Origin of the sequence: Pedobacter sp. BMA, assembly GCF_001027745.1 — a bacterium.
Classification (GTDB): domain Bacteria; phylum Bacteroidota; class Bacteroidia; order Sphingobacteriales; family Sphingobacteriaceae; genus Pedobacter.
The window spans coordinates 768,749-785,576 of the sequence record NZ_LECU01000006.1; the positions used below are offsets into that span (position 1 = coordinate 768,749).

General features: G+C 39.2%; 19 protein-coding genes. 9 read left to right on the forward strand and 10 right to left on the reverse strand.

Going from position 1 to position 16,828, the window contains the following annotated elements; all coding sequences use genetic code 11:
• The first annotated feature begins 51 nt into the window (after positions 1-51).
• From AB669_RS15390 to AB669_RS15400, 3 genes are read left to right on the forward strand one after another with little or no spacing between them, the layout of a single operon-like run.
• The gene (locus tag AB669_RS15390; protein ID WP_047800161.1) at positions 52-318 is read left to right on the forward strand and encodes a YtxH domain-containing protein; all 267 of its coding nucleotides are present in this window, start codon (positions 52-54) and stop codon (positions 316-318) included.
• Between the two features lie 55 nt (positions 319-373).
• On the forward strand, positions 374-754 hold the full coding sequence (locus AB669_RS15395) for a hypothetical protein (protein ID WP_047800162.1): 381 nt from the start codon (positions 374-376) through the stop codon (positions 752-754).
• On the forward strand, positions 741-1,178 hold the full coding sequence (locus AB669_RS15400; protein ID WP_047800163.1) for a hypothetical protein: 438 nt from the start codon (positions 741-743) through the stop codon (positions 1,176-1,178). Before AB669_RS15395 ends, AB669_RS15400 begins: the two co-directional genes overlap by 14 nt.
• A 74-nt stretch (positions 1,179-1,252) precedes the next feature.
• Here the strand turns inward: AB669_RS15400 and aspS are convergent, their stop codons facing one another.
• Positions 1,253-2,998 (reverse strand): aspartate--tRNA ligase, encoded by a 1,746-nt coding sequence (gene aspS, locus AB669_RS15405; RefSeq protein ID WP_047800164.1) that lies wholly within the window; start codon positions 2,996-2,998, stop codon positions 1,253-1,255.
• Positions 2,999-3,154: 156 nt separating this feature from the next.
• Positions 3,155-3,559, reverse strand: a complete 405-nt coding sequence (locus tag AB669_RS15410; RefSeq protein WP_047800165.1) for a hypothetical protein — start codon at positions 3,557-3,559, stop codon at positions 3,155-3,157.
• 148 nt (positions 3,560-3,707) lie between these two features.
• On the opposite strand from AB669_RS15410, the gene AB669_RS15415 reads away from it, so the two are divergent.
• The 3 genes from AB669_RS15415 (at position 3,708) to AB669_RS15425 (ending at position 6,169) form a co-directional block, all read left to right on the forward strand.
• Entirely contained in the window at positions 3,708-4,265 is a 558-nt protein-coding gene (locus tag AB669_RS15415; protein ID WP_082120693.1) for an RNA polymerase sigma factor, read from the forward strand.
• Complete coding sequence (locus AB669_RS15420; RefSeq protein ID WP_047800166.1) at positions 4,258-4,803, forward strand: hypothetical protein; 546 nt, start codon at positions 4,258-4,260, stop codon at positions 4,801-4,803. The genes AB669_RS15415 and AB669_RS15420 overlap by 8 nt, the downstream gene beginning before the upstream one ends.
• 82 nt (positions 4,804-4,885) lie before the next feature.
• The gene (locus AB669_RS15425; protein ID WP_231582690.1) at positions 4,886-6,169 is read left to right on the forward strand and encodes a hypothetical protein; all 1,284 of its coding nucleotides are present in this window, start codon (positions 4,886-4,888) and stop codon (positions 6,167-6,169) included.
• A 104-nt stretch (positions 6,170-6,273) separates the two neighbouring features.
• Here AB669_RS15425 and AB669_RS15430 read toward each other — a convergent pair whose 3' ends face one another.
• From AB669_RS15430 to AB669_RS15440, 3 genes are read right to left on the reverse strand one after another with little or no spacing between them, the layout of a single operon-like run.
• Complete coding sequence (locus AB669_RS15430; protein ID WP_047800167.1) at positions 6,274-7,173, reverse strand: DUF6263 family protein; 900 nt, start codon at positions 7,171-7,173, stop codon at positions 6,274-6,276.
• Between the two features lie 18 nt (positions 7,174-7,191).
• Complete coding sequence (locus tag AB669_RS15435; protein ID WP_047800168.1) at positions 7,192-7,965, reverse strand: zinc-dependent peptidase; 774 nt, start codon at positions 7,963-7,965, stop codon at positions 7,192-7,194.
• Between the two features lie 41 nt (positions 7,966-8,006).
• Positions 8,007-9,032, reverse strand: a complete 1,026-nt coding sequence (locus AB669_RS15440; RefSeq protein ID WP_047800169.1) for a Gfo/Idh/MocA family oxidoreductase — start codon at positions 9,030-9,032, stop codon at positions 8,007-8,009.
• Positions 9,033-9,171: 139 nt separating this feature from the next.
• Here AB669_RS15440 and AB669_RS15445 point away from each other — a divergent pair, with 139 nt between their 5' ends.
• Positions 9,172-9,516 (forward strand): hypothetical protein, encoded by a 345-nt coding sequence (locus tag AB669_RS15445; RefSeq protein ID WP_047800170.1) that lies wholly within the window; start codon positions 9,172-9,174, stop codon positions 9,514-9,516.
• An 81-nt stretch (positions 9,517-9,597) separates the two neighbouring features.
• Here the strand turns inward: AB669_RS15445 and AB669_RS15450 are convergent, their stop codons facing one another.
• The 4 genes from AB669_RS15450 to AB669_RS15465 all read right to left on the reverse strand — a co-directional run bounded on the left by AB669_RS15450 (position 9,598) and on the right by AB669_RS15465 (position 13,950).
• Positions 9,598-10,275 (reverse strand): OmpA family protein, encoded by a 678-nt coding sequence (locus AB669_RS15450; RefSeq protein WP_197082412.1) that lies wholly within the window; start codon positions 10,273-10,275, stop codon positions 9,598-9,600.
• Between the two features lie 173 nt (positions 10,276-10,448).
• On the reverse strand, positions 10,449-11,141 hold the full coding sequence (locus tag AB669_RS15455) for an ABC transporter ATP-binding protein (RefSeq protein WP_047800172.1): 693 nt from the start codon (positions 11,139-11,141) through the stop codon (positions 10,449-10,451).
• Between the two features lie 2 nt (positions 11,142-11,143).
• Positions 11,144-12,616, reverse strand: a complete 1,473-nt coding sequence (locus AB669_RS15460) for a DUF5687 family protein (RefSeq protein ID WP_047800173.1) — start codon at positions 12,614-12,616, stop codon at positions 11,144-11,146.
• Between the two features lie 53 nt (positions 12,617-12,669).
• Positions 12,670-13,950 carry a replication-associated recombination protein A gene (locus AB669_RS15465; RefSeq protein ID WP_047800174.1) on the reverse strand — a complete coding sequence of 427 codons (1,281 nt, stop codon included), beginning with the start codon at positions 13,948-13,950 and terminating at the stop codon, positions 12,670-12,672.
• 155 nt (positions 13,951-14,105) lie between these two features.
• Here AB669_RS15465 and AB669_RS15470 point away from each other — a divergent pair, with 155 nt between their 5' ends.
• On the forward strand, positions 14,106-15,092 hold the full coding sequence (locus tag AB669_RS15470) for an alpha/beta fold hydrolase (RefSeq protein ID WP_047800175.1): 987 nt from the start codon (positions 14,106-14,108) through the stop codon (positions 15,090-15,092).
• 99 nt (positions 15,093-15,191) lie between these two features.
• Entirely contained in the window at positions 15,192-15,821 is a 630-nt protein-coding gene (locus AB669_RS15475) for a Pr6Pr family membrane protein (protein ID WP_047800415.1), read from the forward strand.
• Here AB669_RS15475 and AB669_RS15480 read toward each other — a convergent pair.
• Positions 15,818-16,708, reverse strand: a complete 891-nt coding sequence (locus AB669_RS15480) for a bestrophin family protein (RefSeq protein WP_047800176.1) — start codon at positions 16,706-16,708, stop codon at positions 15,818-15,820. The two genes, AB669_RS15475 and AB669_RS15480, sit on opposite strands and share 4 nt — an antisense overlap.
• Positions 16,709-16,828: the final 120 nt, after the last annotated feature.

Sequence of the window (16,828 nt, forward strand, 5' to 3'; positions counted from 1 at the left end):
ATAGTATTGTTATATTGTGCATACATTGTTTAACCCTTAAATACATAGATTATGAATGATAATTCAAAAGTTGTAGTTGCTCTATTAGCAGGACTAGCTGCTGGTGCCGCTTTAGGCATTTTATTCGCACCGGATAAAGGTGATGAAACCCGTGATAAGTTAAGCCAGTCTTTAAAAGATCTGGGTGACTCTATCAAAGATAAAGCTGCTGATGAAATTAACAATTTAGCGAGTCTGAAAGATAAAGTAGTAGACTCGATTAAAACTAAATTGAGAAGTGTTGAAGAAGAATACAGCGATGACGTGGAACACGCCTAACACCATAAAATTATAGCTGGACAGTTTTGCTGTCCAGTTAAATTTCATCTAAACTATGCAAGAAAACAAAGAAAAAAGTATCGAAGATATTGTTGAAGATGCCAAAGGCTACCTCGACGCCAGAGTAGAATATACCAGGCTCTACCTCGTAGAAAAGGTATCGAAGATTTTTGCTGATTTGGTAACCAATACTACGGTAATTGTTTGCTTTATTCTGGCTTTCTTACTGGGCTCCGTGACCCTGGCGCTTTACCTGGGTGAATTACTTGGTAGTTATGCCGGAGGCTTCGGATGTGTATCCTTATTTTATATTTTGATTGCAGTGATTGTATATCTGACCAAAGATAAATACATCGAAAAAGCCATTATCAACGTGGCGATAAGAAAATATTTTGACAAACTTGCTGATAAGGAGGAGGAAGATGAGAAGTTATAAAAACATCCGTAGTCTGGAAGATCTGCAGGCCAAAAAACTTGAACTTAAGGTAGAATATACGCTAAAGCAAAAAATGCTTGTTGCTGACTCCAAATCTTATGTTAAGCAATTTACGCTGGGTGCATTAATTAAAAAATATGCAACACCAAATAACCTGTTTAAAGTTGATGACAAATTAAACATAAGCGGAACTGCAATGTCATTGCTCCTGCCGATGTTTATGAATAAAACTCTTTTTCGTGGTGCAGGGTTTTTAACGAAAGCCGCTGTTGGACTTGTATCGGGCAAGGTGGGTAAATCTCTTGATGCAGAGCATTTGTCTGCAATTTTCAACTCAGTAAAAGGTTGGTTTGGCAAGAAAACGGAAAAAAAAGACAAGAAATTTGTAGATTATGGCATTCCGCCGGATAGTGAGACATTTTAGCTCATTTTAACTACACAAAAAAGCCACTTAGTTTTATGCTAAGTGGCTTTTTTGTGGTTGAAACAGAAGTGATTTTAAAGATCTGTTTTGATCTTTAATTCTTTTAGCTGCTTATCATCAATCGTACTCGGGCTATCAATCATAACATCTCTGCCCGAATTATTTTTAGGGAAAGCAATCACGTCACGGATAGAGTCTAAGCCTGCGAAAATCGACGTTAACCGGTCGAAACCAAAGGCAATACCGCCGTGTGGAGGTGCACCAAATTCAAAAGCATCCATTAAGAAACCAAATTGTTTTTGAGCTTCTTCAGCGCTAAACCCTAAATGCTTAAACATTAATGCCTGCAACGCTCTGTCGTGAATACGAATAGAACCACCGCCAACTTCAGTGCCATTAATCACCATGTCGTAAGCATTTGCACGAACATTTTTCGGATCGGTATCCAGTAAGGCAATGTCTTCAGGTTTAGGTGAGGTAAACGGATGGTGCATGGCATGATAGCGTTCAGTTTCTTCGTCCCACTCCAATAGCGGGAAATCAAGTACCCAAAGTGCAGAGAATGTATTTTTATCACGTAAGCCTAAACGGTTTCCCATTTCTAAGCGAAGTTCGTTCAATTGCTTGCGCACTTTATCTGTAGCGCCGGCTAAGATCAGAATAAGGTCACCCTTCTCTGTTTCGAAAGCTTCGCTCCATTGCTTAAGATCGTCTTCATTGAAAAATTTATCTACAGAAGATTTAATGGTGTTATCATCATTGTGGCGGGCATAAATTAATCCTGTTGCACCAATTTGGGGGCGTTTGATGAAATCGGTTAATTCATCTAATTGCTTCCTGGTGTAATTTGCTGCACCCTTTGCGCTAATACCCACAACAAGTTCTGCGTTATCAAAAACCGGAAAACCTTTACCTTTAACAAGGTGGTTCAGCTCAACAAATTGCATAGCAAAGCGCGTATCCGGTTTATCTGAACCATATAAGCGCATGGCGTCGGCATATTGCATCCGCGGAACTTCAGGTAAATCGTAATTGCGGACTTCTTTAAACAGTGTACGGATTAATCCTTCAAAAGTACTTAAAATATCTTCCTGCTCAATAAACGACATCTCGCAATCAATCTGTGTGAACTCCGGCTGGCGGTCTGCCCTTAAATCTTCATCCCTGAAACATTTTACAATCTGGAAATACCTGTCAAAGCCGGAAACCATTAATAGTTGTTTGAAGGTTTGTGGTGATTGAGGTAAAGCATAGAACTCGCCTTCATTCATTCTGCTTGGCACAACGAAATCTCTTGCACCTTCTGGCGTAGATTTAATCAGCACCGGCGTTTCTACTTCGATGAAGTTTAACGCATCCAGATAACGGCGGACAGACTGGGCCATTTTATGGCGCAATACCAGGTTATTTCTAACCGGATTGCGGCGTAAATCCAGATAACGATATTTCATGCGTAATTCATCACCGCCATCTGTTTCGTCATCGATCATAAATGGCGGCAATTTTGCAGCATTTAAAATCTCTAACGCAGTAATTTTAATCTCCACATCACCTGTAGGCATTTTCGGGTTTTTGTTGCTGCGTTCAACAACAGTACCGGTTGCTTTGATTACGAACTCACGACCCAATGAACGTGCGGATTCGCACAGTTCGCGGTTGTCGTCCATGTTAAAAACAAGCTGTGTAATCCCGTAACGATCGCGGATATCGATAAAAGTCATCCCGCCTAAATCTCTTGATTTTTGTACCCAACCACACAAGGTTACATTATCACCTAAGTTATTAAGGGTTAATGCACCACAAGTTACTGTTCTTAACATATTTTGTAATCTAAATTGAGCGGCAAAAATACCGATTTTGTTTTGAAGTTTGGAAATGAAGATGGAAGGAAATTTTGCGGCTTAATTTTTCTGCTTTCTGGCCAGTTCACTATAAAACTCACGCATCAATCCAGTGATTTAGTTTTATAATGGTGTTTAGTATTTCTCCTCTAAAACTACTTCGATAGCCATCACCTTCCATTCGCCGTTTACATTTTTCCAATGGTAAACTTCTTCGGTTTGAATGGTTTGTTTTTTAGTAAGCAAAAGTAATTTTGGTTTGATAATAACTGATTTACGGGCCACCTTTTCCGTGAACATTCCGTCTTCGAATGAGGATTTAATTCTGTAGTGGCTTGTTTCAATACTTTTCGAATTTTTGAACAGACTTTGAATGTCTAGTTTATAATCTCTCAGCTTTACCGGTTTGGCGTCTGAACCTTTAAACTCAAAGTTGTAGTCGAAAATGGAGGCATAGGTTTCAATGTCTTTATCCTGAAATGCCTGATCTGCTTTTTGATGTAAGGGATTGATAACTGATATAATTAAGTCGATATCCATGGCATGAAGTTAAGGCTTTGTTTTTTAATACAAAAATATGATGTCGCCGGGTGATTGTTTCCATAAGCATATAATCTTGTAAATATTTTTCTATCTTGATGCAACGTTTTAAAATCCCCCATGTCTTATAATCAGAATATTCGAAATTTTGGAAGCTGTTTACGTAGATAAAAACCTGGAATTAGTTAAAGAATGCATGCAAGGCAGCCGTGCGGCACAGTTTGAGTTATACAAGCTGTATGCCAAGGCCATGTACAACGTTGCGCTGCGCATTTTAAACTACGAGGAAGAAGCACAAGATGTTTTGCAGGAATCTTTTTTGGATGCTTTTACCAGAATTATAGATTTCAGGCAGGAAACTACTTTCGGTTTATGGCTAAAGCAAATTGTGATCAACAAGTCAATCAACTATCTGCGTAAGCGAAAATTTGAATTTGTTGGTACAGAAGAAATCTCAGAAGTACCTGATGAGGTTGGCTACGATGAATATGAGGTAAAGCTGCAGGCAGAGGAAATCAGAAATGCCATTACCGAACTTCCTGACGGATACCGTGTAGTACTTAGTTTATACCTGCTGGAAGGCTATGACCATGAAGAAATTGCACACATTTTAAAAATAAGTGAAAATACCAGTCGCACACAATACATGAGGGCGAAGAAGAAACTAAAAAGTATTTTAGAACAGAAAGGGATGAGAGATGAATAACAGAATAGAAACCTTTGTTAAAGAAAACCGCAGGGCATTTGATGTGATGGAACCGCCTGTTGGGCTATGGGCGAAGATAGAAGTGGAGTTGGATGCACAGCAAAAACTTAAACAAACCATTAAAAAAAAGCCTGTAAAATTATATTTATGGATAAGTGCTGCGGCAGCCGTAGTAGTTGTTTTTGCTTTAGGCTGGCTTTATGCCGGTAGGATGCAGGGGAAAGATATCGAATTGGTTGATGTTAATCCTGGTTATGCGCAGAAAGAAGTTCATTATGCAGGTTTGATCACGGAGAAACGGGATAGTCTGGCCATTTTTGCTTCGGCAAACCCCGAGTTATATAAAAAGTTTACTGCAGATCTGGTGAAACTGGATGAGGAATATGAACGGTTGAAAGCAGAATTGCCCAATTCACCCAATCAAACTTTCGTAGTAAAAGCGATGGTGAAAAACCGGGAAATACAGCTGCAATTATTGAAACAGCAGTTGTTGATTATTAATCAGGTTGATGATTATAAAAGGGTAAATCAAATTTAGTATTCCATTTACACTCACACCTCTTCATACTTTTAGTCGGTCGGCAGACGATGAGTTAGAGGGTATATTAAAAAATAAAAAAATGAAAAAACTAACCATATTTTTGGCCACTATGGCCTTCATTGCCGGAAACAGCTATGCACAACAAGAACAACTGGTTTCGGTAGTTACTGGCGATACTTATGCGTCGAATAATTTTAACGTAAACGCTCATGTTACTTTATCACAAGACATTCAAACTGGCGCAGATGGAGAACGATCGAAATCTTTTAGCAAAAGCTTTAGTGTAGATAACAATGACAAAATAAACCTAAACAACCAGTATGGATCTGTTACCATTAAAACATGGGATAAAAAAGAGGTTAAAATCGATGTAGATATTAAAGCCTATAGCAGTTCTGATAGTGATGTTCAGAAATTAATCGATGCAGTAAACATTGATGCTGCAAAAAACGGGGATGTGATCACGGTGAAAACAAATATGGCCGACAGAAGCGGGAGATATGGCAGAAGTGTAAAAAATGGAGTAACGACCTGGCGGCGCGAAGTAAAGATCAATTATGTGGTGTTTATGCCTGCTGTAAATCCATTAAGTGTGCTGCAGCAATATGGTAATGTAGAATTGGGAAATTTTTCCGGGCCTACTTCATTAAAGGTTCAGTATGGCAATCTTGTTGCGGGCAATTTAAGCAACGGGAACAATTATATTAATGTTCAGTATGGCAAATGTGATATTCAGGATTTGAATGCAGCAGTAATCAAGCATGAGTATAATGGTCCTGTAACGATCGGAGCTGTGGGGACCCTTCAATTGGAAGCGGAGTATGTTGGGGTTAATATTAATACCATCAGAAAGTCTGCCGATATTAAAGTTCAGTATGGTAAAGGATTGACTATAGGTGCCATAGGAGGAAACCTACTACTGAATGCTGAATATGCGAAAGTGAATATCAATACGGTAAAAGGAAATACCGTAGTGAAACAGGCCTATGGCGACTTAAATATAGCATCAGCAGGTAAAATAGGTATCAATGCTGAATATTCGAATGTTACATTGGGTACTTTGAATGGAGATGCCAATATCAATATGGATTACAATAAGCTAAGTGTGAGTGAAATCACCCCTGCATGCAGAAACTTTAGCTTTGACGGGGAATACGTAAGTATTGGTCTTGGATTTGCTGATCGTTATAATGCTAATTTCAATGTTTCAACATCTTACGCGGGATTTAAATACGGGGCGAACGTTACAGCTAGTCTGGCGAGTAAAGATGAGGAAGACAAAAAGTACACAGGTAAAATAGGTAGTGGTGGTACTGCCAATGTTTCAGTGAAGACCGAATATGGATCAGTAACCTTCAAATAAGAACTCCAGGCCAAACAAACTATATTAGTCCTGCTTTTCCGGCAGGACTTTTTTATTTCAATTTTTGCCAGCGTCCGATTGATGGTCCGTTAGAGGTAATGGCATTAATTAATTTCTTTGCCTTTTATTTTATTGATGCCTTGTAAATCGAAATCAATTTGCTGCCCCATTGATTGCATTATGCCCGATATCTCTATCCGAAGGTGGCTATCCAGGATTAAACCTGTTTTAATATCCAGCTCTGCATCACCGTTATTCGTGCCTGTTAAATCTGTTTCCATTTTGTTACCCATGGTTTCAAATGCCCCTTTAGATAGGAGTGTTCCGCTAATGTTGACATAGGCGATGCCATCTTTTACTTCCTTAAGCGTATACTTTGTGATGGTTTCAATTGGCATTGTCATTTGCATTTTGGTATCTACAGTCCAGCTATCTCCAATTTTTACAGGCTTTCCAGGATATATTTTTAACGATGATTCCATGGTTTGCTTCATCGCCTCGCTGTTAAACTGATTAGCGAGTTGAGTTTTCATGCTATTGATCAATGCGGTATCTTTCGTCATTTTAGCCGCTACCGAATTCAACATCTGATCAAGTCCGTTAATTGCTTTTACTGAGCCGTCGGAGGTCATAGTCATGGTAAACGATGCACCCTTTAATCCGCTAAAGGGATTCTGCTTTGTAGTATCCTGATCGTCAGAATCCATCTGCATCACGTTTTTTCCAGCCGATGATTTCATGAATATCCGGTTATAGATTACCTCTATATCTTTCTCCAGGTTATCGCCGTTTTTAATGTAAAACGTATAATCAGTACCTATATTCTGGTTTAATAATATCTTCCGATCGCCTATTTTTTGAGTAATAATCTGGTCGGAAAGCATATTGAAATCATACTTTTTTCCTATTGGAAGATTTTGCTTCAATGTAAAAGATTTTTGAGCAAAGGCGTTCACATACGCAGTTAAGAGGTACAATACAAAAACAAAAACGGTTCTTTTCATTTGATATAAATTTCAGTGTTAACCTGCAGGTTGCTGAGCAAATATCCGGCTCAAATGATGGTACAAATCCGGATGTTTGTCTTTCAGTAATTCAGGTTTCTCAAAAAAGTATTCAGAAACTACCGCAAAGAATTCAGCCTGGTTAGTAATGGCATATGGATTGATATCCGATTTGTTTTCTTCTATCTTTTCCATTTCCTCGTGCATCATTTTGATCCACGGCAGGGTATATTCATGGCTAATGAGATTCTCTGGTACACCATCTGTTGCACCATCGCTTTTGTCTAGCAGGTGTACAAATTCATGGATGGCTGTGTTTTCTTTTCCGGCACTTTTCGAAAAGCCATGTCTTAATGCTGAACGTGATAAAATCATCTGCCCATTCATATAACCACTGCCTACCATTCCCATAATATTCCTTTCTCCCCCTTCGAACTGAAAATCCTTATCAAAGGTATCGGGGTATAGTAATACACTCGATAAATTTTTATACTGCCAGTCTGGAAATCCAAAAATTGGAATAACAGCACTTGAGGCAATTAACAATTCATCAAGGGTTGTCATCTCTAAACCAACGGCTTCTATTTTTACAGTCGCAAAGAAACCAGCAACCTTTTGTTCAAAACGTATCTTATCGGTAGAATCCAAATGATGGTAGTAGGATACGTAGTCGTTTAAAATCTGCTTGTCGGTTTCTGTGAGCGGTTCAACATGTGACTTCTTTTTTCTCAAAATAAAATATAGAACGATGAGGAATATTGGGATCAGGTAACCAAACGGCAATGAATTCATTTGTTTTTGTTTTAAGGGAGTTTACGTTAATGAGGCCCTGATTAGCTTTCGAGAATTTCCAGTTGTGTGATTATATCAAGTCTGCTCACCGGGTAGGCTACGCCATTTGCCAATGCCTGGTAAACGGCTTCAAACAGCGGCAGGTAGCTGCCAACTTCAGATGGAATTGTTTCATTGGTTTTGTTGCCTTTATCATCAATGGTAGTTAACAGCCCTTCTGATCCTGCAGCTTCGATACCAAAGCCCTCATCTGTTAGCTTTTTACCACTTAACAATTGCTCTTCCTGAATGTCCGTTCGTTTTTTGATGAAGCTGCCCGATACCCCATGTAGCACGAATGCGGCCTGTGGATTAACCACCAGCATACTCGAAGTTACAAACACATTTACGCTGTCAGGATATTGGAGTTGAATGGAAAAATAATCGTCAACTTTAGTGTCTTTTCTGTTTTTACCGAGGATTTTATGAAAACTAAGCGGTTTGCCAAACAGACTGATCACCTGATCTAAAAGATGGGGCCCGAGATCGTATAATAAGCCACTTGCCTCTATTGCTTCTTCCTTAAAAACTTTTGCACCAATTTCGTTTCTGTAGCGGTCGTAACGTAAATGCATTTCGTTTAACTTACCCAGTTTGCCACTGGCCAATACTTTTTTAACAGCAGCAAAATCGCTGTCCCAACGGCGGTTCTGGTAAAACAGAATTTGCCTGCCAACCTGATCCGCAAGTTCGAAAAGTTCCTTAGCTTGTGCAGAAGTTGCTGTAAAAGGCTTTTCTACTAAGATGTTTTTTCCGCTTTGTAATGCTGCTTTCGAGTGCTCGAAATGAAGGTTGTTTGGTGTGTTAATCACAACCAGTTCAATTTCTCCATCATTTAGCAGTTCATCTATACTGCCGTAGCTAATGAGATCTGGGTAGTCTGCAGTAGCTTTTTTTTGATTTCTTTCTACAACGGCTTTCAGCTGAAAACCCTTATGGTTGTTTAAAAACGGAGCATGGAAAACTTTTCCCGACATGCCATAAGCCAATAGTCCGGCTGGTATTATTTTATCAGAATTTGTACTCATAGGTTATAAATGTAACCAAAAATATTTTTTGCCCTGTATCCAATTGAGCCAAACCATTAACTTTTACATTATGAAGTCAATTTATTTTGATTTGAAACGGAACTTACAGCTTGACTTATTTTAACACTATCTTTGCAGCATGAAACCTTCGGAGATTAACGCAAAGTGGAAAGTACTGCAACAACGTATTGCTCAGGAATTCGATTCAGATGTTCCTGATTTAAAAGTAATGCTTTTTCTGATTGGAGTTCAGGAGTTGGGAAAGGGACCGAAAAAATACAGCAAACGACAAAAAGAAGAGCTCATGCATATTGCGACCTGCAGGCTTTTAAGTGAAATGGATTTTTATGAACTGGAAGGGGTAGACCAGGACGGCTGGCCACATTGGAAGTTAGTTAAAGCTATCCCGCCCTATACCATGCTTGAGCAGGAGATGCTTATGAAATCTTTGGTGGTTAATTACTTTCAGGATATTTACACCTAAATTTTGAAAAATAAAAAACCCCAATGTTCAACATTGGGGTTGGATATATAATGACCTCATAGGTAGAGGGAATTGGCAATATTATCCTTGTTTCTGGGCTGTTGATTTTAAGGCATCGTTAGCTACAATCACAATTTCTACGCGACGGTTTGATGCACGACCAGCTTCAGTTTCATTATCAGCAATTGGCTCTGAAAAACCTTTTCCGATGGTTACCAATCTTGATGCTGGTACACCTTGAGAAACAGCATAAGCTTTAACGGCTGCAGCCCTTCTTTCAGATAAACCCTGATTGTATTGTTCTGTACCTTTACTATCTGTATGACCAATAATTTTAATATCTGTATCTGGATATTGATTCAATGAAGCTGCTAAACTCTGAACATTGGTTTTTGCAGCATCTTTTAACGCTGTTTTGTCAAAGTCGAATAAAATACCACTATCAAATTTTACGATAATACCTTCGCCTTCACGTATTACTTCTGCATTCGGGATTGCTTTTTGAATTTCAGCAGCCTGTCTGTCCATTCTACGTCCGATAAATGCACCCGCCGTACCACCAATGGCACCACCAATTAAGGCACCCACAGCCGTATTACCAGCCTTTTTACCAATTAATGCACCTACAACACCACCAGCAGCCGCACCAATACCAGCACCTTTTTGTGTTTTAGTCAAGCTATCACAACTCTGGAACGCCATTGAACCTACTGCTAAACCTATACTTAATGTTGCTATTTTTACTCTTGAAATACTCATGATGATTAGATTTTAAATTCTAATGGTTCGTAGGCAAACACGGTGCCAAAAAATGCATTAGAATTATTTTTTTTCGATTTGAATTAATAATCAAGGAAAAGCTCAAAATTTAGATCACAAAAAAAGACCACCGGATATGCGGCGATCTCAAAATGTATCATTCTTAGTACAAACTATGCGGAAAAGTAACTCTCCAGTTCTTTTAAGGTATTTTCATCGGTTTTGAAATCTTTGATTACCTGTCCTTTTTCTACCAGTATGATGCGGTTACATACATCTGTAACATGATTTAAATCGTGGCTGGAGATAAAAGTGGTCATGTTACCTGCCTGGGCCTTAAGTAAATTTTTCAGGCGAATTTGTGTGGTAGGATCCAGGTTGGCAAAGGGTTCATCAAGGATAAGGATTTCCGGTTTTTGCATTAAAGCTGCGGCAATTCCCACTTTTACCTGATTACCTTTACTAAAATCACGAATATACTTACCACTATTTAATATCTCTCCGTTAAAAAACTCGTTATATTGAGTGAGGTAAGCGGAAACATCTGCAACTGAAAGATCATGCAGGCTACCAATGAAAATAAAATATTCTTCGGGTGTAAGGTAATCGATCAGAAAACCTTCATCCAGAAAAGAAGCGGTATAATCTTTCCAGTTTCCATTTTTCATCACGTTTTCACCTTTGGAGAGCACTTCTCCCTCGTTAGGACGGATCAGATCTAAAAGCATGCGAAAAAATGTTGTTTTTCCGGCGCCATTGTTTCCAACTAACCCTACAGTCTCACCTTTTTCTATCTGTATACGATCAATGTTTACAACAGTTTTGTCGCCATAAACTTTCTTCAAATTTTTTACTTCTATAATCATAATTATTCTCTAAAGCCTTCGGCTATTTTATAACGTTGTTTTTCAAATTTAGCGGTGATCAGGTTGATCCAGAAACTGCGCAGCAGTAACATGATTACTCCGAAAATTCCTATTACGGCTAAACCCCAATACGGCATTTTTAACAAGCCAAATGGCAAATACATTAAAATAGGAGTTAATGCATAGGGGAACATCAGTAACCATTGTGTTGCACCTGTGCCCTGATAATTGAAGCTGGCTGCTTTGGTAATATCCAGTCGCTTATAATTTAAGGTGGCCAGATATAGTACAATCACGGTTCCGAAGCCAATGTTGTAAAGGTAGCAGACCAGGTGCAGCAGCAACAGTTTTGGGCTTAGAAAGCCGTAGAAAGTTGACAGTAAAGTCATAACAGTCGATGCAATGGTAAAGAGCAGAAACTTCGCTTTAATGAAATCTTTGAAGTTAATCTTGTTACTCAGTAAACCATCAAAATGGCCACTTTGCCAGGCAAACATGAACTGTCCGTAGATGATGATGGAAACCCCGGTCATGAATATGGCGGCGAACATCATTTTGCCAAATGAGTCGGATGCAATCATCGGTTGTTTATAGAATATGAATCCGTAAAACAGGAACAAAACCCCCAGTATTAATGATGAACGAGAACGTTTATGGCGGAGAATTAATTTCAACTCCAAAGCCGCCAGCTCCCCCACTTTACCGAAGCGGTTTAAAAAAGCATAATCGGTACTTACTTTCTTTTCCTTTTTCGATCCCATTTCCTCAACATAGAGGTTGCTTAACAGAAACCTTGAATTGAGGATATAGATGGTAATTGCTGCTAATGTAAAAACGAAACCGATATATGGATATTCTGCAACGGCTTTAAATACATAGTCTGCAGCTTTCATCAGCGATATCACTTTGAAATATTCCAATGCGGCAAAGGCTGCAATAATCAATAATCCTGCAACGGTGTATAATGCATTTGTAATTGACTTTCTCTTAATATACAGTACCAGATAATTATTGAAAATAGTAAGCGATAATATCGAAACGATATACATCAGCGTAGTGAAACCGCCATAGATATCGGCAATTTCGATAAAAATGAATGGGAAAAATAAAAATACAGGCCAGATATTAAAAGCAGAAAAAAGCGCTTTTATGTTCAAAAAGTTAATGATTTTATTTTTCGATACCTTTAAGTGAAGGTAGGGTATAATACTTAATGTTGGCAACTCCTGTAATTGAAGCCTCATCATAAAGTCGAGTGTGAAGTAATAAAGGATTAAACCGTTAAAACTTCTGAGGATGTCCTGATTCGGGAAAATTTTCGGAAGAAAAACAGTCATTCCAAAACCAACTCCAAGCGCTACAGCCAGGAAATAAAGCATGAAAAAACCGAGCAGGATTTGTGTGGCCATGCTGCCACCGCGATTTCGGGAGCGCCAAAAGGCTTTTCGCTGGTGGCTTAAAAAAGTACTCAACATATCAGTTTAGGTATTAGTTCTTAATTAGTAGCCATTTTCGGTCAAATGTTACACTAATAGTTGTATTTATCTTTCCAGTTCTGGCGTAGCTTTTCGCGAAGTTTTTCTTCGGCAGCATTTTTACCCGGATCATAAAGTTTGGTTCCGCTTAACTCGTCAGGGAAATATTCCTGCGCTTCGAAATTACCATCATAGCTGTGAGCATATTTATAGTCTTTTCCATAGCCTATGTTTTTCATCAGCTTTGTTGGCGCATTCCGGATATGTAAGGGGACTGGTAAGTTTCCTGTTTGTTTAACCAATGCCTGTGCATGGTTAATCGCTTCGTAAGAGGCATTACTTTTTGCAGAACTGGCCAGGTAGGTTACACATTGAGAAAGGATAATTCTCGCTTCAGGATATCCGATCACATTAACTGCCGTAAAGCAGTTGTTAGCAAGTAATAGCGCGTTCGGATTGGCATTTCCGATATCTTCTGACGACAGGATTAAAAGCCTGCGGGCAATGAACAGTGGATCTTCACCTCCTTCAATCATTCTTGCCAGCCAGTACACCGCCGCATTTGGATCGCTGCCACGAATAGATTTGATAAAGGCCGAAATGATGTCATAATGTTGCTCACCGGCTTTATCATATAACGCCAGATTCTGCTGGGCGTGGGCAAGAACATTTTCATTGGTGAGCGTAATTTTATTGCCACCAATGCCATTGATGGCTATCTCCAATACATTCAGCAGTTTCCGGGCATCGCCTCCACTTAGCCTGATTAACGCTTCATGTTCATTAATGGTTATTTTCTTTTCCTTTAGAAGGATATCTTTCTGGATTGCAGTGTGGAGTAAACCTGCCAGTTCTTCTTCGGTTAGTGATTTTAAAATGTAAACCTGACAGCGTGAAAGCAATGCGGAGATCACTTCAAATGATGGGTTCTCAGTAGTGGCACCGATCAGTGTCACCAAGCCTCTTTCTACAGCACCCAATAGGCTATCCTGCTGCGATTTGCTGAAGCGGTGAATTTCATCAATAAATAATATGGGTAAGCCCAGGAAACTGTCTTTCAGTTGAGCAGCACGGTCAATTACTTCCCGGATGTCTTTAACCCCACTGTTGATGGCACTCAGGTTGAAAAAAGGCCGGTCTAAAGTTTGTGAAATAATATAGGCCAGTGTGGTTTTACCAACACCCGGGGGACCCCAGAAAATCATGGAGGGAAGCTGGCTGCTTTCGATGGCCTTGCGCAAAACTGCACCTTGCCCCACAAGATGTTTTTGCCCTACATATTCATCAAGATTTTGAGGACGCATTCTTTCGGCTAGAGGGGCTTGACTTTGCATAATGGTAAATATATAAAATTGGTTTTCTTGCTACTTAACCAAGTTCTCCACAAGGCCTGGGCATAATTTTGTCATTTATATGATAACACACTAAAACAGGCATGGTTTTTAAGCCTAATCGTGTTTATTGTTTACAGATTAAGTTCAGATCCTTTATGAAGAAATTTTTCCTTTTAATAGCCCTTTCATCTTTTATATTCAATGCATCGGCTGTACAACTTACAGATACGCTTTCCATCACGCTGGAGAATGTGAAATACCCATACCCTGTTAAATATCTTCCAATTACGGTTGAAAGCCAGGACGTAAGAATGGCCTATATGGATGTAGCCCCAACGAAAAATGCAAATGGTAAAACGGCTATACTTTTTCATGGAAAAAATTTCGGGGGATATTACTGGACAAATGTAATTAAGACATTAACTGATATTGGCTACCGTGTAGTGGTGCCAGATCAGATAGGATTTGGTAAATCATCCAAGCCCTTTATTCACTATAGCTTTCATCAGATGGCCGCATGGAACAAAAAATTACTGGATACGTTGGGCGTACAGAAAGCTGTGGTACTGGGGCATAGTATGGGCGGGATGCTGGCGACAAGATTTGCTTTGCTTTACCCCGACAGAACTGAAAAACTTCTTCTGGAAAACCCGATTGGCTTAGAAGACTACCGGACATTTGTACCTTATGTTACCACCGCGCAACAATATCAAACGGAACTTAAAACATCTGCTGAAAGTGTTCGCAAATATTATCAAACTTCTTATTTCACCTATTGGAAGCCTGAATACGAATACCTCGTGAACATTGCCGGTGGGGTAACTGCCAGTGCTGATTACCCACGTTGGGCAAAAGTGGCTGCGCTTACCTTTACTATGATTTATGAGCAACCCGTAGTGTATGAGTTCCAGAATATCAAGGTGCCCACTGTCTTGTTTATTGGCAAAGAAGATAAAACTATTGTGGGGAAAGGATTATTAAGTCCTGATCAACAAGCTTTACATGGTCAGTACCGTTTTTTAGGCAAGCAAACTGCAGCAAAAATACCCGGGGCAAAAATCGTTGAATTCGAAGCCTGCGGGCACATTCCCCACATTGAGATACCTACAGAGTTTTTGGTGGCGCTTACAGGAAGTTTATAAAAGCAGGCCCGGGCGATCTGCTTTTTTATAAACAAGCTTTATTTAAAATATGAAATGCTTATCTTGAATCTGATAAGCATTATTTATTTCCCGATTATTATGAAGTATTCCCAGGCAGCAAAGATCTACGCAACAGTTACAGCAATTGTAGTATGGTTTTCCATTTTATTGCAGTTTGTGGTTAGTTTAAAACAAGCTCATTATCATTATATAGAGACCCTAAAGATATTCCTGTCGTTTTTTACCGTAACCACAAACATTATTGTAGCGAGCTGCTTTATGGTTATCAGTATTTTTCCGAAAGGTAAAATTCGTGACTTTTTTCGCCGCGCCGCAACGATTACAGCAATTACGGTCTATATTATTGTGGTTGGATTAATCTATAATTTTTTGCTGCGTGGTTTGGTTTTACAGGAAGGCTGGTCGCGCGTAGCTGATGAACTCCTGCATGTTGTTAGTCCGTTGCTGATGTTGATTTTCTGGATATTTTTCGTTGATAAATCCAGGCTTAGGTATAGGTCTGCAACGCATTGGTTAATTTATCCGCTGGCTTACATCGTATTCGTAATCGTGAGAGGTTTACTCATTAATGAATACCCTTATCCCTTTATTAATGTAGTAAACATTGGCTATCCCAAAGCCATTTTAAATGCTTTTTTTTGTGTGGTATTGTTTTGGCTGCTTTCTTTACTGCTGATCTGGATTGGTAAACGGAAAAACAAACTTTAGAGAATATATTCATCGTTAATGGGTTTTACCGGATCCGGAACGTCATTCTCCTCAAGCATTTGTAGCAGATTGATTTCGATGGTTCGGGTAATGGAATTCAATGGAACGCCTGCGGAATTATTTTCAAACGGATCAACCAGGCTCATACCGTTGACTTGTGTAGATACAAAAACAAATCCGATCAGCCAGCCTAAAAATATGGAGGCGGGGCCTGCATCCTGACTAATGACCAGAGTAAAGGTAACTACGAAAAGCCAGATAAATACCTTTGTTAAATAAGAGTAAGTGGTTGGGAATATGGTATTCTTAATTCTTTCGCTCATCCCCATAGAATCAGAAAACCTAACCAGCATTTCGTTAATTTCCATGAAGCGGAAACCATCAATTGCATTGGCTTTCGATAATTTCTGTAAATCTCTTGACTGAATATTCAGGATGGCGTTATGTGCGTTGTTGTGCTTAGCGATTTCTTTGAGGTCTTCCTCCGGGAGGTACTTAATATAGATTTCGTCTACTGTTCCTCGAAGACTGGCTTTTAGCGCGTAAAGAAATGCAATATGTCTATGCACCATTCTTGTTGTTGTTTCCTCATCCTCATCAACGTAATTGATCACCGCCCGGGCAAAAGACCGGGAATCATTCACCAGAGCACCCCATATTTTACGGGCTTCCCACCACCTGTCATAAGCCTGATTATTATTAAAACCGATAAAAAATGCAATTGCTGTACCCAAAACTGTAGGGATGATTGTTGGGATAACAAAATGGTGAGCAATAAGATATTCCCTTACGAAGTAAGCTGCGGTACAGGAGGCAATCATAATTAAATCAACCTGCCACGTGTTTCTTAAAATTCTACTAAGTCGGATATTTTGTATAATGAGCATATTCTTGAACTGGAAAATGAAAATACAAAATAAAAGCCCAAATGTTTCAAAATGCTCGAATTTCAGAAGCCGACAGTACAGGTTGCCAATTGGATTTCATATGTTTATATTAGGAAAACC